This is a genomic window from Aristaeella hokkaidonensis, assembly GCF_018128945.1.
GTDB classification, from domain to species: Bacteria; Bacillota; Clostridia; order Christensenellales; family Aristaeellaceae; genus Aristaeella; species Aristaeella hokkaidonensis.
The window spans coordinates 3,212,531-3,238,564 of the sequence record NZ_CP068393.1; the positions used below are offsets into that span (position 1 = coordinate 3,212,531).

Consider the following 26,034-nt stretch of genomic DNA (forward strand, 5'->3'; position numbering starts at 1 on the left):
AGGCAGTGGCTAGGAGGTGGGAAGTAAAATGACGAAAACGGTTAAGGTTGGAGATCTCCTGCTCGGCGGCGGAAATCCTGTATTGGTTCAGAGCATGACGAACACGGATACCCGGGACGCGGAAGCGACGCTGAAGCAGATCTGCGCGCTGCATGACGCAGGCTGCGACATTGTACGGGTTAGCGTGTACGACGAAGCCTGCGCGGAGGCGGTGAAAACACTGGCTGCGAAGAGCCCCGTACCGCTGGTGGCCGATATCCATTTTGACTACAAGCTGGCGATCCGCTCTGCAGAGAACGGCATTGCGAAACTACGCATCAACCCCGGAAACATCGGCGGGGAAGCCCGGGTACGGGAACTGGCGGATTGTGCTAAGGCATACGGCATTCCTATCCGGATCGGCGTAAACAGCGGATCAGTGGAAAAAGACCTGCTGGCAAAATACGGCGGACCGACGGCGGAATGCCTGGTGGAAAGCGCGCTGGGACATGCGCGGATGCTGGAAAAAGCGGGGTTTTACGACATTGTGCTGAGTATGAAGAGCAGCGACGTGAAGCTGACGATTGACGCTTACCGGCTGGCGCATGAACGCTGCGATTACCCCCTGCACCTGGGCGTAACGGAAGCGGGACTGCCAGGACAGGGCACGATCAAGGGTGCCATCGGTATTGGCGCGCTGCTGGCGGACGGGATCGGCGACACGATCCGGGTGAGCCTGAGCGGCGATCCGCTGCCGGAAGCCAAGGCTGCCTGGGATATCCTGCGGGCCCTGAACCTGCGGACACGGGGCGTTCAGCTGATCGCCTGCCCCACCTGCGGACGGACCTGTATCCCGGTGGAACAGATTGCGCGCCGGGTGGAAGCAGAGCTTTCCGACGTGACGGTTCCGCTGAAGGTGGCTGTGATGGGTTGTATCGTAAACGGCCTGGGCGAAGGTAAGGAAGCAGACGTGGGCATTGCCGGCGGCAAGGACGGCGGAGCGCTGTTTGTGAAGGGTCAGGAACCGAGAAAAGTGAAAGGCGATCTGGCCGAAATCCTGATTGCCGAAGTAAAAAGGATTATTGCAGAGAAACAATGAGCTACGAAGATCTGATGGCGCGCGTTGCGCGGGATATTCCGGAACTGGCAGGAAAACTGTCATCTCCCAGAATTGTCTATGTCAAATCTTTGAAAAAAACCTATATTACCTTTGAAAGCTCCGTACTGGCAGGGGAAAAGGAATTCCTGAAGCTGGGGACAATCCTGCGGGAAATGTTCCCCGGACGTCCACTGGCGGTACGGATTATTTCGCCTGGGCTGAAGGCGGATTTCCTGGAGGATCCGACGCCTTACCGCCAGGTGCTGGATGACTTCCTGCGCAGGAACTATCCCATGGCCCGGGGCTGGATCGGCAAGATCGGCTGGCGGATGGAAAAGAACCAGCTGACCGAGACAGCGGACCTTCCCGGCGGAGAAAACGGGGAAGGCCTGCTGACGCTGGTTTTTCCGGATGATATCAGCCTGCAGGTGATGCGGAAAAGCGACGTGGGGCCCCGCCTGGCCAAGGCGATCAAGGAGATCTTCGCGGCCAACCTCCGGGTGGAGATGACTGTGGAGGGAACCCGGGAAGAACGCCTGCGCCGGATGAAGGAAGAACGCGAGAATACGACGCTGACCGTGACCGCGGAAGAAATGGCGAAACGGTACGGAACCGGCATCGCAACGGAAAAGGAAGCGGTGCCGAAGAAGCCTGCCGGCGAGAAAAAGCCGGTGAAGAAGGATGCTCCGGCAGAAAAGACAGAGGTAAAAGTTTCTCCGGTGAGCCCGGACGCAAAGTCCATCGGCAAGCCGATAATCGGCCGCAGCGTGGCGGACAAGCCGGTGGAGATCAAGGAGCTGAAAAGCGACAGCGGCCTGGTAGTGGTCCAGGGCGAGGTTTTCAAACTGGAGCAGAAGGAACTGAAGGGCGGCGAAATGCTGCTGGTAACCTTCGCGGTGACCGACTATACCAGTTCCATCCTGTGCAAGGTGTTCTTCCGCTACCGCAGCCGGTACATGAAGAAGGAAGAGGCCGAAGCTACGCCGATTACCGACGAAGAGCGGGCAGCCGTCCGGGAGAAAGTGGACCGGATCAAGGAAGGCATGTGCGTCAAGGTACGCGGCGAGTGCCTGTATGACAATTTTGCCAGGGATCTGAGCATCTCCGTGCGGGACCTGGTGGAAACAGAAAAAGAGGAGCGGATGGACACCGCGGAGGAAAAGCGGGTCGAGCTCCATATGCATACCAATATGTCCACTATGGACGCACTGACGCCGGTTGATAAACTGATCAAACGGGCGGCAGATTGGGGACATCCGGCGGTAGCCGTGACGGACCACGGCGTGCTGCAGTCCTACCCGGCGGCTTTCCGGGCAGCCAAGGGAAAGATCAAGCTGATCCCCGGCTGCGAAGGTTACCTGATCGACGAGAAGCCTGTTTTTGAGGATCCGGATGACCGGCCGTATGACGGACCGGTGGTGGTGCTGGACTTTGAAAGCACAGGCCTGAATACCGGCAAGGCGAGAATTATCGAGATCGGCGCCGTGAAGCTGGAAGACGGTACGGTGATTGACAGCTTTGAGCAGCTGGTGGATCCCGGCGAGCCGCTGGGACCTGAAATCACAAACATTACCGGCATCAATGACGTGATGCTGCAGGGACAACCGAAGGCGGCGGAGGCACTGCCGAAGCTGATGGAGTTTATCGGTGACCTGCCCATTGCGGCGCATAACGCACACTTTGATGCAAGCCTGCTGAAGGCGGAGTTGAAGCGCCTGGACCGGACCCTGGACGTGCCGGTGATGGATACGCTGAGCTACGCGCGGAAACTGTATCCTGACCTGAAATCCTTCCGCCTTGCGGCACTGTGCAAACACCTGGGCGTCAGCCTGAAGAACGCCCACCGGGCGGTGCATGACGCGACGGCCACAGCCCATTGCCTGCAGCGGATGTTTGAGGAGACTCGGGAGAAACACCCGGACGTCGTTAGCGAAAAGGACCTGAATGCCGCACTGACCGGCGGCGCCATCGGAGAGAGCTGGCACATTATCCTGCTGGCGAAAAACCGGACCGGCCTGGTGAACCTGAACCGGCTGGTATCCATCAGCCACCTGGATTATTTCAAGCGTGTGCCGCATATGCCCCGACATATAATCCAGAAGTACCGGGAAGGCCTGATCCTGGGCAGCGCCTGCGAAGCGGGCGAACTGTTCCGGGCGGTGGTGAACAGGGAAGATCATGAACGGATTAAGCAGATTGCGTCCTTCTACGATTACCTGGAGGTTCAGCCCATCGGCAACAATGCCTTTATGCTACGGGACGGACAGGCTTCCTCCGAGGAAGAACTGCGGGATCTGAACCGGGAAATTGTCAAGCTTGGTGAGGAACTGAATATTCCGGTTGTGGCCACAGGCGACGTGCATTTCATGGATCCGAAGGACGCCGTTGGCCGGGCAATTATCCAGGCTGGTATGAAATTTGCCGACGCAGACCTTCAGCCGCCACTGTACTTCAAGACGACGAACGAGATGCTGGAGGAATTCTCCTATCTCGGCGCGGAAAAAGCAAAGGAAATCGTCATTGATAATCCCCGGAAGATCGCGGAACAGGTGGAGGAAATCAAGCTGTTCCCGAAACATCCGAAGGGTGAGGATACATTCCAGCCGTTCTGGGACGACGCGGAGGACAGAATCCAGCAGATGACCTGGGATACGGCGGAGGAACTGTACGGTTCCCCGCTGCCGGAAATCGTGGAAGCACGGCTGAAGAAGGAACTGAAATCCATCGTGGGATACGGCTACTGCACGCTGTATTCCATTGCCCAGAAGCTGGTTTCCCGTTCCCTGCAGGACGGCTACCTGGTCGGCAGCCGCGGCAGCGTCGGCTCCAGCCTGGTCGCCCGGATGTGCGGAATCACAGAGGTGAACGCGCTTCCGCCGCATTACCGCTGCACCCACTGCCGCAAAGGATTCTTTGACGTGGACAAGAGCCAGTATCACGTGGGTGTGGACCTGCCGGACAAGAACTGTCCGGAATGCGGCCAGCCCCTGACCAAGGACGGATTTGATATCCCCTTCGAAGTATTCCTTGGCTTCGAGGGAGATAAGGTGCCTGATATCGACCTGAACTTCTCGGGTGAATACCAGAACCGGGCTCACCATTACGTGGAAGAACTGTTCGGACACGATCACGTGTTCCGCGCGGGTACCATCTCCGGTCTGGCGGACAAGACCGCATACGGCTATGTGCTGAAATACCTGGAGGAACGCGGGATCCAGGCAGGCAACGCCGAAAAGGAACGTCTGGCCCTGACCTGTACCGGCGTCAAACGGACTACCGGCCAGCATCCGGGCGGCATGGTTGTTGTGCCGCTGGAATACGAGATCTACGACTTTACCGCGGTACAGCATCCGGCGGATGACCTGGAAAGCGACTTTACCACCACGCACTTCGACTTCAACAGTATGCATGACATCCTGGTGAAGCTGGACTGCCTGGGTCATGATGACCCGACAATGCTGCATGAGCTGGAACTGCTGACAGGGATCAACTTCAAGGACGTGCCGCTGGATGATCCCGGCGTGCGCAGCCTGTTTGCCTCTCCCGAAGCGCTGGGCGTGACAACGGAAGACATCCTGTGCAATACCGGAACCTACGGCGTGCCGGAATTCGGTACAGGCTTCGTGCGGGGCATGCTGGAAGAGACAAAGCCCCATACCATGGAGGAACTGCTGCGGATTTCCGGTCTGAGCCATGGTACGGACGTGTGGCTGGGCAACGCCCAGGAGATTATCGCGTCCGGCGTTGCGACACTGAGCGAATGCGTCTGCTGCCGTGACGATATTATGAACTACCTGATCGACAAGGGCGTGAAGCCGAAGCTGGCATTCACCACCATGGAAAGCGTCCGTAAAGGCAAGGGCCTGAAGCCTGAGATGGAACAGGCCATGATAGACCAGAATGTGCCTGACTGGTTTATGGACAGCTGTAAGAAGATCAAGTACATGTTCCCGAAGGGACACGCGGTGGCTTATGTGACGATGAGCCTGCGTGTGGCCTGGTTTAAACTGCATGAACCGCTGGCATACTACTGCGCCTATTTCACGGTGCGCGGCGATGGCTTTGACGCATCGACCATGCTCCTGCCGCCGGCGGATTCCAGAAAGAAGATCAAGGAAATCCGGAACATGGATTCACCGTCCGCAAGGGACAAGGATATCGCGACCTGCCTGGAACTGATCCTGGAAATGAACATGCGCGGGATCCGTTTCCTGCCTGTTGATCTTTATAAGAGCGACATCCGGCGCTTCCTGATTGAGGACGGCAATATCCGCTGCCCCTTCATCAGCCTGCCGGGCCTGGGAGAAAGCGCAGCAATTCCGATCGTTGAAGCACGGAAGGATGGCCCGTTCATCAGTATTGAAGACCTGCAGAACCGGGGCAAAGTCGGATCATCCGTGATCGAAACGCTCCGCACCCATGGATCCCTGCAGGGACTGAGTGAAACCAACCAGATCAGTATGTTCTGAAGCATGAAATGCTTCAGAACATACTGATCAATGCATAATGCAAAATGCATAATGAATGGCGGCAGGCGGCTGCGCCGCCTGCAGGAGAAGGAAAAAACGGAAGAAAAAGCGAAATGTATAAGATAACGGTAAAGGAGGGAAGACAGGAATGTATCGCTCGATGAACCTGAAGGGTTTTCTGGCCATCCTGGGAGTTATGGTGCTGCTTTTCCTGGTCCTTCATGCCGTATTGCGCGGCGCCGTGAACAACAAGGCTGAAGAGGAGAAGTTGCTGAGAATTCAGAAAACCCGCCTTGAGGAAGAGAATAAAGACCTGAGCAACCGGCTGGATGTGGTCGGAACAGAAGCATATATTATGTCCAGCGCGGTCAAAGACTACGCTTACGTCCGGCAGGACGCAATCCGTTTTGAGTTTACCAATCCGGAGGCGCTTTATGCGTACACGGATGAAGAACTGCAGATTCTGATGGATGAAATGAACAACTAAGGAGGATAACCATGAGAGCTGCCGTGATCGGGATCGGATCCAATTCGGTAAGGAGTCTTCTGGTGGATGTTGCCGGGACGGAATTTAAACGCCTCCGGCGGGATCGTGAGGGGACGCGCCTGTTTGCCGGTCTGGACGAGGCAGGCAACCTGGACCGGGAAAGCATGGAGAAAACCGTGGCTGCGGTCCGGCGAATGGCATCCGATGCGGCACATCAGGGAGCCGAAAAGCTGGCGATCTTTGCGACCAGCGCCGCCCGGGACGCGGCAAACGGCACCGAATTCATGGCAACAGTGGAGCGGGAGACCGGAATTCCGCTCAGGATTATCAGCGGGGAGGAAGAAGCGGAACTGAGTTTTCTGGGCGCCTCGGCAGCGGCGAAAGCAGAACGCTGCGGGATGATTGACATCGGCGGGGGCAGCACAGAAATTGCGATTGGCACACCGGCAGGAATTGAGAGCGCGTTTTCCTGCCAGATGGGTGCGGTAAGACTTTATCGGCGGCTTCGCCTGGATCGGAAAGAGGATATGAAACCGGTAGAGGTGGCAGCGGCGGAAATCCTGGATGAAAAGCTCCGGGAGTATCCCGGACTGGTACTGCCGGAAACCTGGGTCGGTACAGGCGGAACATTTACTACACTGGCGGCAATGGCACTCGGCCAGCCCTGGACAAACCGGACAAACGTGCAGGGGACAGTGATCACCTGTGAAAAGATCCGGGAAATCGGCGAGAAACTTGCCGGGATGAATGTGGAAGAACGGAAGCAGCTGCCGGGACTCCAGCCCAGCCGCGCGGATATCGTGGTTCACGGAATCTGCATTCTGCTGGGGGTCATGGGCAGACTTGGCATGGACCGGATTACGGTTAGCGAATGGGGAAACCTTGATGGATACATCACAAAGAATTACTGCTGTGATTCTTTGTGAAATGAACAATGAACAGTGATTTAGTGTGACGGCAATTCTCAAAATGCGTTAAGGACAATGCATTTTGATTGATATAGATTATCATATTGATTTGGGAGAGAAATATGCTCGAACTGAAAAACATCTCCTTCCAGGTAGACGCGGAAGGAAAGGATAAAGAGATTATCCGGAATATCAGCCTGACAATTCCGGATCGGAAACTGGTTGTGGTAACAGGACCGAACGGGGGCGGAAAATCCACGCTGGCAAAACTGATTGCCGGTATTGAAAAGCCTACCGGCGGCCGTATTTTTTTCAATGGTGAAGACATTACGGAACTGGGTGTGACGGAACGGGCACAGAAGGGCATTGCTTACGCGTTCCAGCAGCCGGTGCGGTTCAAGGGGATCCGGGTGCTGGATCTGATCCGCATCGCGGCCGGGAAAACGCTCTCGATTTCTGACGCCTGTGAATACCTGTCCGCTGTGGGTATGTGTGCCCGGGATTATGTGGACCGGGAAGTGAACGCCAGCCTCTCCGGCGGTGAACTGAAGCGGATCGAGATTGCCACCGTGCTTGCGCGGAAGGCTGTGCTGTCCGTGTTTGACGAGCCGGAAGCCGGTATCGACCTGTGGAGCTTCCGGAACCTGACAGAAGTGTTCCAGCATATGCGGGAAGATATCCATGACAGCTCCATCCTGATTATTTCCCACCAGGAACGGATCCTGGAGATTGCGGATGAAATCATTGTGCTGAAGGACGGCCAGGTGGAGAAGCAGGGGACCCGGAGTGAGGTTTATCCGAACCTGATGATTAACGAAAAGGCGGCCGTATGTGAAGGCCCGTTCAAGGTAACGGCAAAGGAGGGAACGGAATGCTGAAGCTGGATGAGATTCAGAAGCGGCTGCTGCGCGAAGTGGCTGACCTGCACGGAGTACCGGAAGGCGCTTACAACATCCGTTCCAACAGCGCCTCCGCGGGAAGGCAGTCCACGGCCAATATTGAAATTGTACCCAAGGAAGAAGTCAGCGGCCTGGAGATCCGGATCAAGCCCGGAACAAAAAACGAAAGCGTGCATATTCCCGTCGTGATGACCCAGAGCGGACTGAAGGAAGTTGTGTATAACGATTTCTTCATCGGCGAAGGGGCGGACGTAGTGATCATCGCCGGATGCGGCATTGACAACTGCGGCAACCAGGACTCCCAGCATGATGGTATTCACCGTTTCTATGTAGGGAAGAACGCCAGGATCAGGTATGTTGAAAAGCACTACGGATCCGGTACGGGAAGTGGAAAACGCATCCTGAACCCCGGCACGGAAGTGTATATGGAAGAAGGCAGCTATGCCGAAATGGAAATGGTGCAGATCAAGGGCGTGGATGACACGGAACGCACCACCACGGCAGAACTGGCTGCCGGCGCGAAGCTGGTGGTTCGGGAACGCCTGATGACCCATGGGGATCAGCGGGCGATCAGCAACTATGTGGTGAACCTGAACGGCGAAGGCTCCAGTGCGGATGTGGTTTCCCGCTCGGTAGCCCGGGATCACTCCTTCCAGAAGTTTGACGCGAAGATTGTCGGAAACGCCGCCTGCCATGGCCATACGGAATGCGACTCCATCATCATGGATGAAGGACGGATCCTGGCAGTGCCTGCACTGGAAGCAAACAATGTGGACGCGGAACTGGTGCATGAGGCGGCCATTGGCAAGATTGCCGGTGAACAGCTGATCAAGCTGATGAGCCTGGGACTGACAGCGGCGGAGGCAGAAGAACAAATCATTAATGGATTTTTACAGTGAGGGATTACCCATAGGGGTAAATGAAATGTTTTCCAAAGGAAAACATGAAATATTGGCCTTCGGCCAATGTGAAATATCCCGCTGATGCGGGATGTGAAATATTCGGCTTCGCCGAATGTGACAGATAGTTTTCCGTTTGAATTGTGAGTATGAAAAAGCCAGCGGAGCGAATGCTCCGCTGGCTTTGGTTTGTTAAATTGATCAGGCCTGTGTTTTGGTGCCGATGAAGCACAGGGCGATGGTGCCGGGGCCGGCATGGGCACCGATAACCGGGCCGACGTTCTCGATCATCACATTGGCGCCGGGGAGCTTCTGCTCTACCAGGGCCTTGGTGCGCTGGGCGTCTTCAATGCAATCGGCGTTCAGGACGATGATGGGGCTTTCTTCCGGATCGGGAGCATACTCCAGCATCTTGTCCACGATGAAGGCGATGGCTTTCTTGTGGCCGCGGATCTTATCGCTGGCAGCGAGGGTGCCGTCTGCCGCTTCGGAAATGATGGGCTTGAGGTCCAGCATGGTGCCGACGGTGGCAGCAGTGGCGGAGATGCGTCCGCCGCGCTTGAGGTACTTCAGGTCATCAACGATGAAGTAAGCCTGGGCGCGAAGCTTGTTCTCCTCCAGCCAGCCGGCGACTTCCTCAATGGATTTGCCGGCACGGTACAGCTCATGGGCTTTCAGGACCAGCAGGGTCATGGGGCCGGAAATCCGCAGGGTATCCACGACGATGAATTTCCGCTCCGGATACTCTTCCAGCAGCTTTTCACGGGCACTGTAAACGGCCTGCAGGGTGCAGCTGAGCTTGCTGGAGAAGGCGACAAAGAGCAGATCCTTGCCTTCTTTGAGGATCGGTTCGAAATAATCCATGTAGGACGCTTCATTCAGCGCGGAGGTGACAGGAACAGCACCGTTGCGCATAGCGGTGAAATAGCTCTTGTGATCGAGCATCTGACCGAGGTCATCGAAGAATTCCCTTCCATCCAGGGCGTAGGGCATGTATACGACGGGAATATCATACTGCTGTTTCAGGTGAAACGGCAGGTCACTGTCGCTGTCGGTCATAAAAACGTAGTTCTGTTCCATGGCGGTTCCTCCTTCAGGACATATAGTATAAAAGAATAAATAATCAACAGTGCCATTTTATAGCAGAGAGGAGGAAAAAGCAAGACCAGCCAGACCATACAACATAAGGAAAACAGCCGGGCAAATGCCCGGCTGTAAAAGGTTTCAGGGGAAAGAATTATTCCGCGTGAACGGAGACAATACGGCCCTGGCCGTAGGGCTGGTCATAACCTTCGCCAACCACACCGCCCAGAGTCTGGGTGATATAGTCGATCAGGACCTGGTTGTCCAGCTTGACGGACTCCTGCAGGACCTTGCAGCCATTGAACATGGTGTAGCCGTCGCCGTTGTTCAGCAGCTGATAGTCATGGGAGGCCAGGGTGTAGGTCTTTTCAGGATCCAGCGGTTCTCCGCCGACCAGGACGTTGCGGACGCGGCGTTCCTTGGTGTCGTCGATGCCGGCGAACATCTTGCTTTCATCCTGAATGACAGGAGATTCGATTTCGGAATCATACTCGAAGGTGATACCGGAAACCTGATCAAAGCCGCCGAACTCGCCGGGCAGGGAATGCACGGACCATTCCAGGGCGTCCAGCACCTGCTGGCCGGTCACTTCGATAACGGTCAGGCTGTTGCCGAAGGGATGCACGCTCAGGATGTTGTTCAGGGTCAGATCGCCGGCGTTCAGCTGTACGCGGATGCCGCCACCGTTAACGAAAGCGATATCCGTGTTGCCGCCCTGGTCGCGGTAAGCATCGGCACACAGGTCACCCAGGTTGGTTTCGGCCCGACGGATGATACGGACGGGCTTGCCTTCATCGGTGGTGGCTTCGGGATCGTTGATGTACAGATCCACAGCGGTCTTGGCGACTACTTCCTGCAGCTTCGCGTTCAGCACATCGGAAGCAGCGGCAACAGCTTCGCTGCCGGCATTATTCAGGGCCAGCAGTTTCGGAGCAGCAATGGAAGAATCCCAACCGAAGAGCTGGGAGGAGATGGTGCCGTCCTTGGCAATGGTCAGCGCGCCGATGTTGGCCAGCTTGGTGCCGCAGGCGGAGCGGACCACGTCAGCGCCGTCCTTGTTCTTTTCAACGGTCTGCTCTGTGTCATGGCTGTGGCCGTCGAGCCAGGCATCAATACCCGTGGTGTTGGCAATGACGTCGCTGTACATCCAGGGAGAGCACTCAGCTTCATTGCCCAGGTGAGCCAGGACGACAACATAGTTTGCACCTTCAGCGCGGGCATTATCGACAGACTTCTGCACGGCGGCGTAAAGGGCTTCGCCGGTGTCGTCCTGCAGGAAACCGTAGATGAATTCGCCCTGGTCATTCATAAAGTAACGGGGCGTGGAGGAACGCAGGGTCATGGGAGTACATACGCCCACGAACGCGATTTTCACACCGTCGAATTCCTTGATGACGTAGGGCTGGAAGACCAGTTCGCCTTCCTTGTTGAAGTTGCAGCTGAGGTAGGGGAAATTAGCCTTTTTCGTCAGCTCCAGGAAGCGATCCATGCCGTAATCGAACTCATGGTTGCCGGGAACGGCGAGATCGTAGCCGACAGCATTCATGATATCGATGATGCCCTCACCGGTGGTCATGGTACCGATGGGTTCACCCTGAATGGCGTCGCCGTCATCCACCAGCATGACATGGTTGTCAGCGGACAGGCTTTCCTTCACCGCGTAAAGGCCGGCATAACCCCAGCCCTGATCAATGCCGCAGTGCACGTCACTGGTGAACAGGATAACCAGGTTCTTTTCCAGCGCCGGGGCAGCAGCTTCTTCCGCAAACGCGGCGCAGCAGCCCAGGAGCAGGCAAAAAGTCAACAGAAGAGCAAGCAGTTTTTTCATAGCATTTCCTCCTTCGGGTAATGGATAGATATGTAAATTTTCCCTGAGGCAAGTATAGCAGAGCAGGGAGGGAAATTCAATCCGAAAGGGGACAAATCTGTCAAATTTGTACGGGACCGTCTATATATATAGGAAAGAAAAGTTTCGAAAAAAGCTTCCTTTTTGGGGCAAAAAGTGGTATAATAAATTGATTTGGAATGCTTGATTTTTCAATGCGTTGAGGGACTTTGCGCACAGCCGGAAAAGCCCCCGAAAATGACTGATATTCCAAAGCACGCGAAAGAGAGAAAAATGAGGTGCACCATGGCAGAAGAAAAAGATCTTGAAATGGAACAGGTAACCGCTGTGACCGCCGATTACGGAGAGGAACAGATCCAGGTCCTGGAAGGCCTGGAAGCTGTCCGTAAGCGGCCTGGTATGTATATCGGCTCAACGGACGCCCGGGGTCTGCATCACCTGGTTTATGAAATTGTGGACAACTCCGTGGATGAAGCGCTGGCCGGCTACTGCAAACAGATTAACGTAACACTGAATGCTGACGGCTCCGTAACCGTTATGGACGACGGCCGCGGCTTCCCCGTAGGCCTGCATCCGAAGATGGGACGTCCCGCAGTTGAAGTCTGCCTGACCGTGCTGCATGCCGGCGGAAAGTTCGGCGGCGGAGGATACAAGGTATCCGGCGGCCTGCACGGCGTGGGCGCCAGCGTGGTTAACGCGCTGAGCAAACACTTTACCGTTACGGTCTACCAGAACGGCCAGATTTACCAGCAGGAATATGCCCGGGGCAAATACCTGTATGACCTGAAAGTGATCGGCACGACAGACCGCACCGGCACCACCATCCAGTTCTGGCCGGACGTCCGCACTGAAGAGAACCCGGAAGGTATCTTCGAGACCGGGGATTTCGAATACGATACCCTGCGGAACCGCCTGCGGGAAATGGCGTTCCTGAACAAGGGCGTCCGCATCATCTTCCGGGATGAACGGCCCGAGCAGCCCAAGGAGAATGACTTCTGCTTCGAGGGCGGCCTGCGGGAATTCGTCAAGTTCCTGAACCAGCACAAGCAGGTGCTCTTCCCTGAACCCATCTACACCGAGGGTATCAAGGACGGCATCCTGGTGGAAATGGCCATGCAGTATAACGACTCCTACGCGGAGAACGTTTATACCTTTGCCAACAACATTGCCACCCCGGACGGCGGTACCCACCTGCAGGGCTTCAACACCGCAGTGACCCGCGCCATCAACGACTACGGCCGACGGTACAAGATCCTGAAGGACAACGAGCCGAACCTGAAGGGTGAGGACGTACGTGAGAGCCTGACGGCAATCGTCTCCATCAAGATGGAGGATCCCCAGTTCGAAAGCCAGACCAAGTCCAAGCTTGGTTCCGGCCAGGTCCGCGGCGTGGTGGATAGCCTGGTGAGCGAGGAACTGACCACCTACCTGGAAGAGAATCCCACGGTGGCAAAAGCCATCGTTACCCGCTGCGTGGACGCCCAGCGCGCCCGTGAAGCGGCCCGTAAAGCCAGAGAGGCCACCCGGCGCAAGACCGTGCTGGAAAGTGCCTCCCTGCCCGGCAAACTGGCAGACTGCTCCGAACGGGATCCCGCCAAGTGCGAGATCTTCATGGTGGAGGGCGACTCCGCAGGCGGCAGCGCCAAGGGCGGCCGCGACAGCAAGACGCAGGCAATCCTGCCCCTGCGCGGCAAGATCCTGAACGTGGAAAAGGTCCGGCTGGACCGGGCTCTGGAGAACGCGGAAATCCGCGCGATGATCACGGCCTTCGGCTGCGGCTTCGGTGATCAGTTTGACGAGAGCAAACTGCGGTATCACCGGATCGTATGTATGACGGATGCTGACGTGGACGGCGCCCATATCCGGATCCTGCTGCTGACGTTCTTCTACCGCTTTATGCGGCCGCTGGTTGAAAAGGGATATGTTTATGCCGCCATGCCGCCGCTGTACAAGGTGACCAAGGGCAAGACTTCCCGCTATGTGTATGACGACGATGAACTGAACCGCGTGCTGGATGAAATCGGCCGGGATCCGAAGCCGGATATCCAGCGGTACAAAGGTCTGGGTGAAATGAGCGCCCAGCAGCTGTGGGATACCACGATGAATCCGGAAACCCGCATGATGATGCAGATTACACCGGAAGACGCCATGGAAGCCGACCGGCTGTTCACACTGCTGATGGGTGATGATGTGGAGCCCAGAAAGCTCTTCATACAGGAAAACAGCGACCTGGTTAAGGATCTGGACGTTTAATCCAAATTCAGAATTAAGAATTCAGAATTCAGAATTAATACTTCAACAGCGAAAAAAACCATCATGGAATGCACTTGATTTATGAATATATGAGGATTGTGAAATGATTCAAGATAAGCTGATCCCTGTTAATCTGGAACAGGAAATGAAAAAGAGCTTCATCGCCTACGCCATGGCGGTGATTGTGGACCGGGCGCTCCCGGATGTCCGGGACGGTCTGAAACCGGTCCACCGCCGGATCCTGTACGACATGTCCGAGGAACTGGGCATGACGCCGGACAAGCCGACCCGTAAGAGCGCCCGTGTGGTTGGTGACGTTCTGGGTAAATTCCATCCCCACGGAGACTCCTCCGTGTACGACGCTATGGTCCGCCTGGCCCAGCCCTTCAACATCCGCTATCCGCTGATCGAGGGCCAGGGCAACTTCGGTTCCGTCGACGGCGACGGCGCTGCTGCCATGCGTTATACCGAAGCCCGCCTGCAGAAGCTGACCATGCACCTGCTGGACGGTATCGACAAGGATACCGTGGACTTCTACCCCAACTTTGACGAAACCCTGCAGCAGCCCTCCGTTCTGCCGGCACGGTTCCCGAACCTGCTGGTGAACGGTTCCAGCGGTATCGCCGTTGGTATGGCGACAAACATCCCGCCGCATAACCTGACCGAGGTGATCAACGGCGTTATCTGCATGATCGACAATCCGGAATGCACGATTGACGACCTGATGCAGCACATCAAGGGACCTGATTTCCCCACGGGCGGCCTGATCATGGGCCGCAGCGGCATCCGGGCGGCCTACCATACCGGCCACGGCCGGATTACCGTCCGGGCCAAGACCAACGTGGAGGAAATGGGAGGCAACCGCAGCCGCATTATCGTGACTGAGATTCCCTACCAGGTAAACAAGTCCGTCCTGGTCAAGAAGATTGCGGATCTGGTGCACGAGAAGAAGATCGAAGGCATCAGCGATATCCGGGATGAATCCAACGACCGCCAGGGCATGCGCATCGTGATTGAACTGAAGCGGGACGTTCAGCCCCAGGTGGTGCTGAACATGCTGTACAAGCATACCCCCATGCAGGAAAACTTCGGCGCGAACATGCTGGCGTTGGTGGACGGCAAGCCCCAGGTGCTGAACCTGCGGGAAATGATCTACTACTACCTGGAGCACCAGAAGGACGTAGTGACCCGTCGGACCAGATTCGAACTGAACAAGGCACAGAACCGCGCACATATCTTGGAAGGCCTGCTGAAGGCGCTGGATCATATTGACGAGATCGTCGCGATCATCCGGGCCAGCAAGGATACCAACACCGCCAGGGACGCCCTGATGTTGCGCTTTGAGTTCAGCGAAAAGCAGGCCCAGGCCATTCTGGACATGCGTCTCGCCCGCCTGACCGGCCTGGAACGGGAACGCCTGCAGGAGGAGTACGAGGAGCTGGAAAGAACCATTGAACGGCTGACCGCAATCCTGGGTGATGAGCACCTGCTGATGGACGTGATCAAGACTGAAATCAGTGAGATCCGGGACAAGTTCGGTGATGAACGCCGCAGCGAGCTGACCATCGCTGAGGACGATATTGATATCGAAGACCTGATCCAGGAAGAAAACATGGTGGTTACCCTGACCCACGAGGGATATGTGAAGCGTGTTTCCTCCTCTGTGTACCGTGCGCAGCACCGCGGCGGACGCGGTGTCTCCGGCATGAACGTGAAGGAGACCGACTACACGACCCAGATGTTCGTGGTCAGCACACACCAGGAGATCATGTTCTTCACGAACATGGGCCGGGTATACAGCCTGAAGTGCTATCAGATTCCGGAAGCGGGACGCCAGGCACGCGGTACGGCAATCATCAACCTGCTGCACATTGTGAGCGGGGAGAAGGTTTCCACCATGCTGCCCATGCCGAAGGAGACTGAGGAAGAGCACAACCTGGTGATGGCAACCCGGAACGGTATGATCAAGAAGACCGCCCTGGAAGAGTTCCGTAACCTGCGCAAGAATGGCCTGATCGCTATTGCACTGCGGGAGGGTGACGAGCTGATCGGCGTCCGGTTGAGCAACGGCGACGATGAGATGCTGGTTTCCACCCGCAAGGGTAAGTGCATCCGCTTCAATGAGCGGCACGTGCGCAATGTGGGCCGTAACTCCATCGGTGTGCGCTCCATGAGGATCGCGGAAGGCGATGAAGTGATCGACATCGCAGCGGTTGAACCGGAAACGACCGTGCTGGCAATTACCACAAAGGGCTACGGCAAGCGGACCGATCCGGAAGAATACCGTGAGCAGGGCCGCGGCGGTATGGGCGTGAAGGCCATGCAGCTGACCGACAAGACCGGTGACCTGGCTGCCCTGATGTTTGTACACGAGGATGAGGATATCCTGCTGATTACCGACGATGGCACCATTATCCGTGCCAGGGCTGCGGACGTCCGTCTGTGCGGCCGTTCCACCCAGGGCGTCCGGATCATGAGGCTGGCCGAGGGCAGCACCGTGGTTGGCGTCTGCCGTGCGGAAAAGGAAGAGGAAACTGCGGAAGAGGAACTCGTTGAAGGAACTGAAGTGACGGAAACGACTGAAACCGTGGAAGCCACTGAAAAAACTGAAACGGAGACACCCGCTGAAGGAACTCCCGAAACTTAATAGAAAACAAACCCGGCTGAAAAGCCGGGTTTGTTTTCATAATGAATACTGAAAACTTAAAACTGAAAATTTAAAAATATTCTGGTTTCTGAACGATTGTTTAGTCTTTATGCAGTCCCACCTATCCTTACAAATATGATAATGAAAGTGCCATCCCGGGAAATCGAAAGATTGTCCCGGGATGGCGTCGTTCTGCCATTTTTGGTGTTTTCCTTAAGGTTCAGTTTAAGTTTGTCCGATATAGTGCTTTACGGAACCACAGGTACGCAATGGAAAGGATGACCGAAAGATGACAGAAAAACTCGAAAACACTACAGCGGCGGAGAACGAAGAAATGAAAGCTGCCGCTGAAAAATCAGAAGGAAAGAAGAAAAAGAAAGGTCGGAAAAAGAAGATCCTGAAACGGCTGATCTGGCTCGTGATTATTCTTCTGGTGCTGGGTGTGTCGCTCTGGTCTGTAATCAGCAAGCTGCAGTCAGAATACAGAATTACCTATGATCCGTATACTGCCACCACCGGCAGTATCTCCAACTCGCTGTCCTTTACCGGCAGCATGCAGCTGATCAACAGCGCGAACTATACTGCCTCCGAAGACACAAAGGTCCGTGAGATCTACGTGGCTGAAGGAGACAAGGTGAGCGAGGGCGATAAGCTGATGCGCCTGTACGGCGGGGATACGATTGAAGCGGAATTTGACGGAACCGTCAGCTCCATCGATGTGGAGAAGGGCGATGAAGTGAAATCCGGCGACAGCCTGCTGACCGTGGCGGACTTTGACCACATGAAGGTTTCCGTCCGTATCGGTGAAAGCAACATCGGGCAGGTGTCCCAGGGACAGAACTGCCGGGTGGCGGTTTCTTCCGCGGGAGCGACCTTTGACGCTACGATTGATAACATCGATTATGTGTCCTACACGGGCAACAACGTGGCCTACTACACGGGTACGGTGAATGTAGACACCTCCGCGGCTGACAACATTTGGCCGGGTATGCAGGCAACTGTTACCGTGCCGCTGGAAGAGGCGCAGAACGTGACCGTGTTGAAGATGGAAGCACTGAGCACTGCCCGGAACAATACCGCCTATGTATATAAAGAAAATGAAAACGGTGAGATGGAAGAAGTCACTGTAACCGTAGGCGTGAGCAACGGCAACTATGTGGAAATCAAGGACGGCGTAACAGCCGGCGAAACGGTCTACAAGATCGCCGAAAAGGAAGAAGAAGCCACCGGTCTGGCAGCCCTGTTCTCCGGCATATTTACCAACCGGCAGGTGAACCGGCCTAACCGCAGCAACAGGAGCGGAGATGAAGGCGGTATGCCTGATTTTAGCAACATGCCGGATATGAGCAGCTTCCCGGGCGGCGGGAGCGGATTCCCCGGCGGTGGCAGCAGCGGTGGCAGCGGCGGCAGCGGATTCCCGGGCGGCGGATCACGGGGGAACTGACGATGGCAAAAGAAGTATTCTTCCGTATGCGGGAGATTGACAAGATCTATCCGCTGGAGGGGGAGAACGTCCACGCACTGAAAAAGGTATCCCTGAGCCTGGAAGAAGGGGAATACCTGTCCGTGCTGGGCCCTTCCGGCAGCGGAAAGACCACATTGATGAATATTATCGGGTGCCTGGATACCCCCACCTCCGGTGAATATACCCTGCGGGGCAGGGAAGTGGAGGATATGGACGAGCAGGAGCTGGCGGAACTGCGGAACCGGGAGATCGGTTTCATCTTCCAGAATTCCCAGCTGCTGCCCAGGCTGACAGCCCGCAAGAACGTGGAGCTGCCCCTTATCTATGCCGGCATACGGCCAAAGGAACGCCGGGAACGGGCGGAAGCGATGCTGGAACGCGTCGGGCTGAAGGACCGGATGGATCATCTGCCCAGCCAGCTTTCCGGCGGCCAGCAGCAGCGTGTGGCGATTGCCCGGGCAATGGTGGGCAATCCCTCCATCCTGCTGGCGGACGAACCTACGGGCGCCCTGGACCAGAAAACCGGCGCGCAGATTATGCAGCTGTTCCGGGAACTGAACGAGGAAAAACGCACGGTCATCATGATTACCCATGACCTGAAGATCGCCTCCAATGCGCGGCGGATTGTACATATTATTGACGGAGAGATCTCGGAAGGGGGGCTGCAGGATGCTTAAATCCTTCCGCAAACGCATGGTAATGATCCGGGAAAGCGTCGTAATGGCGCTGGACAACATCCGGAGCAACAAAGTGCGTTCCTTCCTGACCCTGCTGGGTATCATGATCGGCGTTATGGCGGTCATTACGCTGATCTCCACGGTGTCCGGAGTATCCGGTACCATCTCCTCCTCCTTCTCGAGTATGGGCGTCGGTACCCTGACGGTGAGCGTTTCCGGCAGCGACCTGAAGAGCGGCATGACGCCGGAAGACCTGCAGGTTATCTCGGAGCTGGAGAATGTGGACGGTGTGGTGCCGAGCGTCAGCCTGAACGGACGGGTCTCCTACGGGAACGACGTACAGACCGGCATCTCTGTTTCCGGCCGGAACGCATACTACTTTATCCTGAATGAGGATATGATCATCCAGGGCCGGACTCTGAACTTTATTGACGACGATAACAGCAGCTACGTCTGCGTGATCAGCCAGGAGATTGTGGATGAATTCTTCCTGGGTGTGGATCCCATTGGTGAAACCCTGTACGTATCAGGCCTGCCCTTTACGATTGTGGGCCGGTACGAGGAAGACAGCGGCGGAGGCGTCGCCTCCATTTTCAACGGTTCACCGGCTGTACTGATTCCCTACACCACGGCCATGAAGGTGAACAACTCCACTGATATCAACTCCTTCACCGTTTACCTGAAAGAGGGCGCGGATTCGGCTGAGGCGAAGCAGGAAATCGAGGACGCCATGGACGTGCTGTTCGATTTTGAAGAGGATTGTTTCACGGTTTCTTCCATGGAGAGCATTGAAGAAACCATGAACACAATGACCACTATGCTGAGCTCGCTGCTGGCGGGTATTGCCTCCATCGCCCTGCTGGTCGGCGGTATCGGCATCATGAACATGATGCTGACCACCGTGACGGAGCGGACGGGCGAGATCGGCCTGAAGAAGGCGCTGGGCGCCGTGCCGGGCCAGATCCAGATGCAGTTCCTGCTGGAGAGCTTCCTGCTTTCCATGATCGGCGGCCTGCTGGGGGTTGTTTTCGGCCTGGCGCTGTCCTTCGGATTGTGCCGGATGCTGGGTACGGGCTTCGTGCTGAACGTCGGCGCCATTATCCTGGGCGTGGGTTTCTCAGCAGCGGTTGGTATTATTTTCGGCTGGGCACCCGCCAGAAAGGCAAGCCGGCTGAATCCCATTGACGCGCTGCGCGCAGTATAAAAACAATTCAGAATTATGAATTCAGAATTCAGAATTATTTGTGAATACATAACAGACATGGAGGAAGTCAAACAATGAAGATTATGAGACGATTTGCGGCTGTTGCTTTTGCTCTGATGCTGGTGGCGGGAGCTGCCTGTGCGGATACCCTGACCCTGAACGGAACGGTGGAAGCCGGCCTGACCGTACCGGTTTATGCGCCCATCGGCGGTACGGTGGACGAGGTTTGCGTGGAAAAGGGAATGCATGTTTCCGCGGGAGATATCCTGTTCAGCTACCGGACGGAAAAGACCTATGCCTCCGGAGACGGCGTTGTGACGGGCGTGTTTGCAAAGGCCGGAGATGACGCTGAGATCGTGACGGAGCAATACGGCGCAGACCTGTATATTGAAGGCACAACCATTTACTCGGTCAGCGCCAGCACTTCCAAGGCCTACAGCTCCGCGGAGACGACCATTGTGCACACGGGTGAAACAGTGTACCTTCTCTGCCGGACGGACGCGAAGCGTTATGGCACGGGTATCATCACCACTGTGGACGGCACCAGCTATACCGTGCATGTGACGGAAGGCAACTTCATCATCGGCGACTCGGTAACCATATTCCGGGACAGTGCCTATACGGATAAGCTGCGGCTGGGCCGTGGATCGGTTTCCCGGGTGAATCCGACAGCTGTGACCGGAACCGGCGCGGTGGTTAGCGTGGCTGTGCAGGACGGAGATGAGGTGAAGCGCGGCGACCTGCTGATGGAAACCCTGAGCGGCACCTTTGAAGGCTACGAGATGACCGGCACGTCTGTGACGGCAGAGGAGGAAGGCGTCATTGTTTCCACTTCCGCGGATGCCGGAACCACCGTTACCAAGGGGGATATCGTGGTGCAGATCGCTCCGGTCAGCGGCATGCGGGTGGAAGCAGCCATTACGGCGGATGACCGGCAGGCGCTGAAGGCCGGCGATAAGGTGATCATTGAACTGGAATCGGACGAAAGCATCTCCTATGAGGGAACCGTCCGGTATATCACCGAAATGCCGGAAGAAGACACGGAAGAGACTACCTACAAGGCTGTGATCGACTTCAAACCGGATGAGAACGTATACTTCGGGATGCCTGTGGTGGTGACTACTCCCGAAGCAGCGCAGGAATAAGCAAGGACTGTATTTCTTCTGCATCTGTAAAAGCTTTTCTTGCCAGACACGGGGACTGGTGATAGAATACCCGTGAATTCAATCACTGCGCTACACGCGCGGAAAGGGCAGACCATGCGGCAGGCTTTCGTGTATTATTACTATTACTTTACCTTTACGAAGACAGTCTGAGGTAAGGTAATTTTGCCGCGCAGGTTTTCCCATGAGGGTAAAACACCAGGGCTCGCAGAATTACTGCGGGCCCTGTTTCATTGAGGGAGGAGCAGAAGAAAAATGATTATCGCACTGAAGAGAGATATCCGGCAGGAAGAAAAAGAGCATCTGATCTCCTGGCTGGAAAGCTATGGCGTACGGACCCATGTTTCCGAAGGTGAATACCAGACGGTGATCGGCCTGGTGGGCGATACCACCCGGATCGACACGGACCTGATCAGCGGACTGGACATTGTCCAGAGCGTGACCCGGATTTCTGAGCCCTTCAAGAAGGCAAACCGGAAGTTCCATCCGGACGACACGGTGGTCCAGGTGACGGACCAGGTGGCCTTCGGCGGCGGCAACTTCCAGATCATTGCCGGCCCCTGCTCCGTGGAAACTGAAGACCAGGTGGAAACCATCGCCAAGGCAGTGAAGGAGAGCGGAGCGGGTATGCTCCGGGGCGGCGCTTTCAAACCCCGTACTTCTCCCTATGATTTCCAGGGCCTTCACGGGGAAGGCATCCGGATCCTGCTGGAGGTCAAAAAGCGGACCGGCATGCCGATCATTACCGAGATTATGGACATCGGCCATCTACCCCTGTTTGAACAGGTGGACGTGATCCAGGTCGGCGCCCGGAACATGCAAAACTTTGAACTGCTGAAGGAACTGGGCCGGATCAGGAAGCCGATACTCCTCAAGCGCGGCCTGGCGAACAACATCAAGGAACTGCTGATGAGCGCCGAGTACATCATGGCCGGCGGCAACGAGCAGATTATCCTCTGCGAGCGCGGCGTCCGGACCTTCGAAACCTATACCCGGAACACGCTGGACCTGTCCGCAGTGGCGGTACTGCATGAACTGAGCCACCTGCCGGTGGTGGTGGACCCGAGTCACGCAACCGGTGCGGCACGGTATGTGAAGCCTATGGCCATGGCCGCGGCGGCCTGCGGCGCGGACGGCCTGATGATCGAAGTGCATAATGACCCGAAGCACGCCCTGTGCGACGGTCCCCAGAGCCTGACGCCGGAACAGTTTGACGACGTGGCGAAAGCGGTCATGAAGATCCGCAAAGCGCTGGTGTAAGACTGACGCCGGAGGAAGAAAGAGATGGAGAGCAAAACAATCGGCGTGGTCGGCCTGGGCCTGATGGGTGCTTCCCTGTGCAAAGCACTGGGCGCACAGGGACACAGGATCCTGGGCAGGGACACGGACGAGCATGTGCAGAAATATGCCCTGCTGACAGAAACCATCCAGGGCGAACTGACGGAAGACAATATTCCCGAATGCGATTATCTGTTCCTGGCAACGTATCCGGGCGCGGCGGTGGAAACACTGAAGCAGCTGGCGCCGAAGATCCGCAAGGATGCGGTGGTAAGCGACCTGTGCGGCGTGAAACAGGCGGTATGCGAGCCCTGTTTCGCACTGGCGGAGGAATACGGATTCACCTTTATCGGCGGACACCCGATGGCCGGCAAACAGTTTTCCGGCATCAAGTACGCGGACGGTAACCTGTTCCAGAATGCGACCATGATCCTGGTGCCCCGGAAGCGGGAAGACCTGTTCCTGGTCAGCCGGCTGAGCGAGCTGCTGCGGGAGACCGGGTTCAAATCCGTGACTGTGACCACGGCGGAAAAGCATGACGAGATGATCGCCTTTACATCCCAGCTGGCGCACGTGGTATCGAACGCCTACATCAAATCACCCACAGCGGCGGAGCACCTGTCCTTCTCGGCGGGCAGCTACCGGGACCTGACCCGGGTGGCCAAGCTGAATGAAACCATGTGGACAGAGCTCTTCCTGGACAACGCGGAGCATCTGGGCTTTGAACTGGACTGCCTGATCAAATCCCTGCAGGAGTACCGCGACGCGATTGCCGCCGGAGACGCGGAAACGCTGAAGAAACTCCTGAAGGAAGGCCGCGAGCGCAAGGAAGCCATTGACACGGAGTGGCAGGATAAGAAATAACCGATCCCGGAAAGGATGATTGAAATGACCATCGAAGAACTGAGAGCGGAAATTGACCGGATTGACAGCGATATTATCCGTCTGTACGGCGAACGGCTGGAGACAGCAAGCCAGATCGGCCGCTACAAAAAGGAACATCACCTGCCGGTGTCGGATCCTGCCCGGGAACGGGACGTGCTGAACAAGGTGGGCGAGGAAGCCGGCGAAAAGAACGAGAATGGCGTCCGGGCCTTGTTCGGTTTCCTGATGGCCCAGAGTCGGACCAACCAGCTGCTGGAAGGCCGGGAAATGAGCGAACTGGGTCAACTGATCCGCAAAAGCCTGAAGGAGACGCCGGAACTGTTCCCCGAAAAGGCAACGGTAGCCTGCCAGGGCGTTGAAGGCGCCTATTCCCAGCAAGCCTGCGAGAAGATCTTCCGGTCTCCTTCCATCATGTACTGCAAGACTTTTGAGAACGTCTTTTCAGCCATTGAAAAGGGATTGTGCGACTACGGCATCCTGCCGATTGAAAACAGCCTGGCCGGATCCGTAAACAGCGTATATGACCAGCTGATCAGCCGGAAATGTTATATTGTGCGTTCCGCCCGGGTGAAGATTGACCATACGCTGCTGGTCAAGCCTGGCACGAAGCTGGAGGATATCCGGGAAGTCTGGTCCCATGAGCAGGCGATCCAGCAGTGCTCCAGGCTCCTGACAGAAAACAAGCAGTGGCGGGTGAACATCAGCACCAATACCGCTGCGGCAGCCCAGATGGTGGCGGAGAGCGACCGGAAGGATGTGGCTGCTATTTCCTCCGCACACTGCGCGCCGCTGTACGGCCTGGAGATCCTGAAAACCGATATCCAGAACAACAGCAACAACCATACCCGGTTCATCTGCATCTCCCGGAAACCGGAGATCTATCCCGGCGCGGATCATACCAGCCTGATGCTGGCACTGCCCAACAAGCCCGGTGCACTGTATCAGCTGCTCGGACGGTTCTATGCCGAGGGGATCAACCTGTCCAAACTGGAAAGCCGTCCTGTACCCGGCAGGGACTTTGAATTCATGTTCTGCTTTGATATTGACGCATCCGTATATTCCCCGGCATTTGCCCGACTGATTGAAGAGCTGGACGTAACGCTGGAAAAATGCGCCTACCTGGGCAGCTACTCTGAATTAGCATGAAATGCTAATTCAATTCAGAATTCAGAATTATCAGGTCTGGTTTACTGAATGTGCTAAAGAATCCGTTTGATACATAATCTACAAACAACCCCTTTTCCGAAAGGGGTTGTTTGTGTATACTGATACAAAAGAAGGGAGAGTATCTGAATGAAGATGAAAGACTTCGGGTTTTACCGGGGCGTGAACCTGGGCGGCTGGTTCTCCCAGTGCGATTATTCCAAAGAACGCCTGGATCACTTTATCACTGAAAAGGATATGGACGTGATTGCCGGATGGGGACTGGACCACGTCCGGATTCCCATGGACTATAACGTGCTGGAAACGGCGGAGGGCGGCCTCAGCGAGGAAGGCTTCGGCCGGATTGCCAAAGCAGTCGAATGGTGCCTGAAGCGGAACCTGAAGGTTGTGATGGACCTGCATAAGACGGCCGGCTATTCTTTTGACGCAGCTCATCAGGAAAGCGGCTTCTTCGGCAGCACGGCGTACCAGGAACGGTTCTACAAGCTGTGGGAAGGACTTGCTGCCCGCTTCAATGATCCGGAAAACATCGCCTTTGAACTGCTGAATGAGGTGACGGATGCTTCCGTGATCGGCGAGTGGAACCGGATCGCGGCAGAGTGCATCCGCCGGATCCGGAAGATTGCGCCTGCCAGCCTGATCCTGGTCGGCAGCTACTGGAACAACAGTCCGGACGCGGTAAAGGACCTGGACCTGCCGGCGGATAACCGGGTGATCTACAACTTCCACTGCTATGATCCGCTGATCTTCACCCACCAGGGAGCAACCTGGATTCCGGATCCGGCCTTCGATATCGACAGGCGGGTGGCTTTTGAGGAAGCAAATATCACCCCGGAATATTTTGAAAAGCAGTTCGCATCCGCCATTGAGACGGCGGAAGCCCGTGGAACGGCCCTGTACTGTGGCGAGTATGGCGTGATCGACCGGGCCACACCGGAAGATACCGTCAAGTGGTTTAAAACCATCAACGCGGTGTTTGAAAAGTACGGAATTGCCCGCAGTGCCTGGTCCTACCGTGAGATGGATTTCGGCCTGAGCGACGCGCGGATGGACGGCGTCCGGAATGAACTGATCAAATACCTGTAAGAAGCATAAAGAAGCCCTTCGGGAACTGTTTCCCGAAGGGCGTTTTTTCATATATCAGAACCGGATGATGTTGATGCCGATCTCTTCATCCCGTTCCCGGCTGACCTCTCCATCCAGCACCCGGACGAACATCTCACAGGTGGCACCGACGATGAGCCCGATGACGTGTCCGGCGTGTACTTTGTTATCCTGCCCGGCCAGGGTCACGTGCAGGTGCGGATAAACTTCTCCATTCATCCTTGTGACGCTGCCCTGGAGGCCGGCAATTTCCATCAGGCCTTCCAGATCTTCCCGGTGATAGGCTTGTTCTTCCAGATTATATACACCGATAACCGCCTGACGAACGGCGCCGATGGCGTCCACCTGTGCCAGGCGGATATTCTCATTCCTGCAAAGGGATTTCAGCTCCTCAACGATTTCCTCTCCAACGTCCATCCGGACAAGATAAGTGTTTCCGAATCTCCTGTAGTCCATTCGTTTCCTCCTGATGTACAGTTTTTGTGAAAGCACACCGCTTATTCTACGTATAAGATTCGGCTTTTC

General features: G+C 56.1%; 19 protein-coding genes. 16 read left to right on the plus strand and 3 right to left on the minus strand.

Annotated features, from left to right (window positions below; translation table 11 throughout):
- Positions 1 to 16: 16 nt before the first annotated feature.
- The 6 genes from ispG to JYE49_RS14415 all read left to right on the plus strand — a co-directional run bounded on the left by ispG (position 17) and on the right by JYE49_RS14415 (position 8,740).
- Positions 17 to 1,078, plus strand: a complete 1,062-nt coding sequence (gene ispG, locus JYE49_RS14390; protein WP_093957597.1) for a flavodoxin-dependent (E)-4-hydroxy-3-methylbut-2-enyl-diphosphate synthase — start codon at positions 17 to 19, stop codon at positions 1,076 to 1,078.
- Positions 1,075 to 5,547 (plus strand): PolC-type DNA polymerase III, encoded by a 4,473-nt coding sequence (locus JYE49_RS14395; RefSeq protein ID WP_093957596.1) that lies wholly within the window; start codon positions 1,075 to 1,077, stop codon positions 5,545 to 5,547. The genes ispG and JYE49_RS14395 overlap by 4 nt, the downstream gene beginning before the upstream one ends.
- A gap of 148 nt (positions 5,548 to 5,695) precedes the next feature.
- Entirely contained in the window at positions 5,696 to 6,034 is a 339-nt protein-coding gene (locus tag JYE49_RS14400) for a hypothetical protein (protein ID WP_093957595.1), read from the plus strand.
- A gap of 11 nt (positions 6,035 to 6,045) precedes the next feature.
- Positions 6,046 to 6,960: a Ppx/GppA phosphatase family protein gene (locus tag JYE49_RS14405; protein ID WP_093957594.1), complete on the plus strand. Its 915-nt coding sequence runs from the start codon at positions 6,046 to 6,048 to the stop codon at positions 6,958 to 6,960.
- Between the two features lie 104 nt (positions 6,961 to 7,064).
- Complete coding sequence (locus JYE49_RS14410; protein WP_093957593.1) at positions 7,065 to 7,820, plus strand: ABC transporter ATP-binding protein; 756 nt, start codon at positions 7,065 to 7,067, stop codon at positions 7,818 to 7,820.
- Entirely contained in the window at positions 7,814 to 8,740 is a 927-nt protein-coding gene (locus JYE49_RS14415) for a SufB/SufD family protein (protein WP_093957592.1), read from the plus strand. The genes JYE49_RS14410 and JYE49_RS14415 overlap by 7 nt, the downstream gene beginning before the upstream one ends.
- Positions 8,741 to 8,941: 201 nt before the next feature.
- On the opposite strand, the gene JYE49_RS14420 is transcribed toward JYE49_RS14415, so the two are convergent.
- Together JYE49_RS14420 and JYE49_RS14425 are read right to left on the minus strand one after the other, a co-directional pair.
- Positions 8,942 to 9,820 (minus strand): DegV family protein, encoded by an 879-nt coding sequence (locus JYE49_RS14420; protein WP_093957591.1) that lies wholly within the window; start codon positions 9,818 to 9,820, stop codon positions 8,942 to 8,944.
- Positions 9,821 to 9,977: 157 nt separating this feature from the next.
- Positions 9,978 to 11,651, minus strand: coding sequence for a bifunctional metallophosphatase/5'-nucleotidase (locus JYE49_RS14425; RefSeq protein WP_093957590.1), 1,674 nt, complete (start codon positions 11,649 to 11,651; stop codon positions 9,978 to 9,980).
- Between the two features lie 303 nt (positions 11,652 to 11,954).
- On the opposite strand from JYE49_RS14425, the gene gyrB reads away from it, so the two are divergent.
- The 10 genes from gyrB to JYE49_RS14475 all read left to right on the plus strand — a co-directional run bounded on the left by gyrB (position 11,955) and on the right by JYE49_RS14475 (position 25,491).
- A complete protein-coding gene (gene gyrB, locus JYE49_RS14430) occupies positions 11,955 to 13,922 on the plus strand; it encodes a DNA topoisomerase (ATP-hydrolyzing) subunit B (RefSeq protein ID WP_430384033.1) in 1,968 nt (655 codons plus the stop codon).
- Positions 13,923 to 14,025: 103 nt separating this feature from the next.
- Entirely contained in the window at positions 14,026 to 16,569 is a 2,544-nt protein-coding gene (gene gyrA / locus JYE49_RS14435; protein ID WP_093957588.1) for a DNA gyrase subunit A, read from the plus strand.
- Between the two features lie 289 nt (positions 16,570 to 16,858).
- The gene (locus JYE49_RS14440; RefSeq protein ID WP_093957587.1) at positions 16,859 to 18,013 is read left to right on the plus strand and encodes an efflux RND transporter periplasmic adaptor subunit; all 1,155 of its coding nucleotides are present in this window, start codon (positions 16,859 to 16,861) and stop codon (positions 18,011 to 18,013) included.
- A gap of 2 nt (positions 18,014 to 18,015) precedes the next feature.
- A complete protein-coding gene (locus JYE49_RS14445; RefSeq protein ID WP_093957586.1) occupies positions 18,016 to 18,711 on the plus strand; it encodes an ABC transporter ATP-binding protein in 696 nt (231 codons plus the stop codon).
- A complete protein-coding gene (locus JYE49_RS14450) occupies positions 18,704 to 19,915 on the plus strand; it encodes an ABC transporter permease (RefSeq protein ID WP_283399401.1) in 1,212 nt (403 codons plus the stop codon). The genes JYE49_RS14445 and JYE49_RS14450 overlap by 8 nt, the downstream gene beginning before the upstream one ends.
- A gap of 74 nt (positions 19,916 to 19,989) precedes the next feature.
- Positions 19,990 to 21,060, plus strand: a complete 1,071-nt coding sequence (locus JYE49_RS14455; protein ID WP_093957585.1) for an HlyD family secretion protein — start codon at positions 19,990 to 19,992, stop codon at positions 21,058 to 21,060.
- A 273-nt stretch (positions 21,061 to 21,333) separates the two neighbouring features.
- A complete protein-coding gene (aroF, locus tag JYE49_RS14460) occupies positions 21,334 to 22,338 on the plus strand; it encodes a 3-deoxy-7-phosphoheptulonate synthase (RefSeq protein WP_093957584.1) in 1,005 nt (334 codons plus the stop codon).
- Positions 22,339 to 22,362: 24 nt separating this feature from the next.
- Positions 22,363 to 23,220 carry a prephenate dehydrogenase gene (locus JYE49_RS14465; RefSeq protein WP_093957583.1) on the plus strand — a complete coding sequence of 286 codons (858 nt, stop codon included), beginning with the start codon at positions 22,363 to 22,365 and terminating at the stop codon, positions 23,218 to 23,220.
- Between the two features lie 24 nt (positions 23,221 to 23,244).
- The gene (pheA, locus tag JYE49_RS14470; protein ID WP_093957795.1) at positions 23,245 to 24,387 is read left to right on the plus strand and encodes a prephenate dehydratase; all 1,143 of its coding nucleotides are present in this window, start codon (positions 23,245 to 23,247) and stop codon (positions 24,385 to 24,387) included.
- Positions 24,388 to 24,534: 147 nt separating this feature from the next.
- A complete protein-coding gene (locus tag JYE49_RS14475; protein ID WP_283399399.1) occupies positions 24,535 to 25,491 on the plus strand; it encodes a glycoside hydrolase family 5 protein in 957 nt (318 codons plus the stop codon).
- A gap of 54 nt (positions 25,492 to 25,545) precedes the next feature.
- Here JYE49_RS14475 and JYE49_RS14480 read toward each other — a convergent pair whose 3' ends face one another.
- Positions 25,546 to 25,965: a PPC domain-containing DNA-binding protein gene (locus tag JYE49_RS14480; protein WP_093957582.1), complete on the minus strand. Its 420-nt coding sequence runs from the start codon at positions 25,963 to 25,965 to the stop codon at positions 25,546 to 25,548.
- Between the last annotated feature and the right edge of the window lie 69 nt (positions 25,966 to 26,034).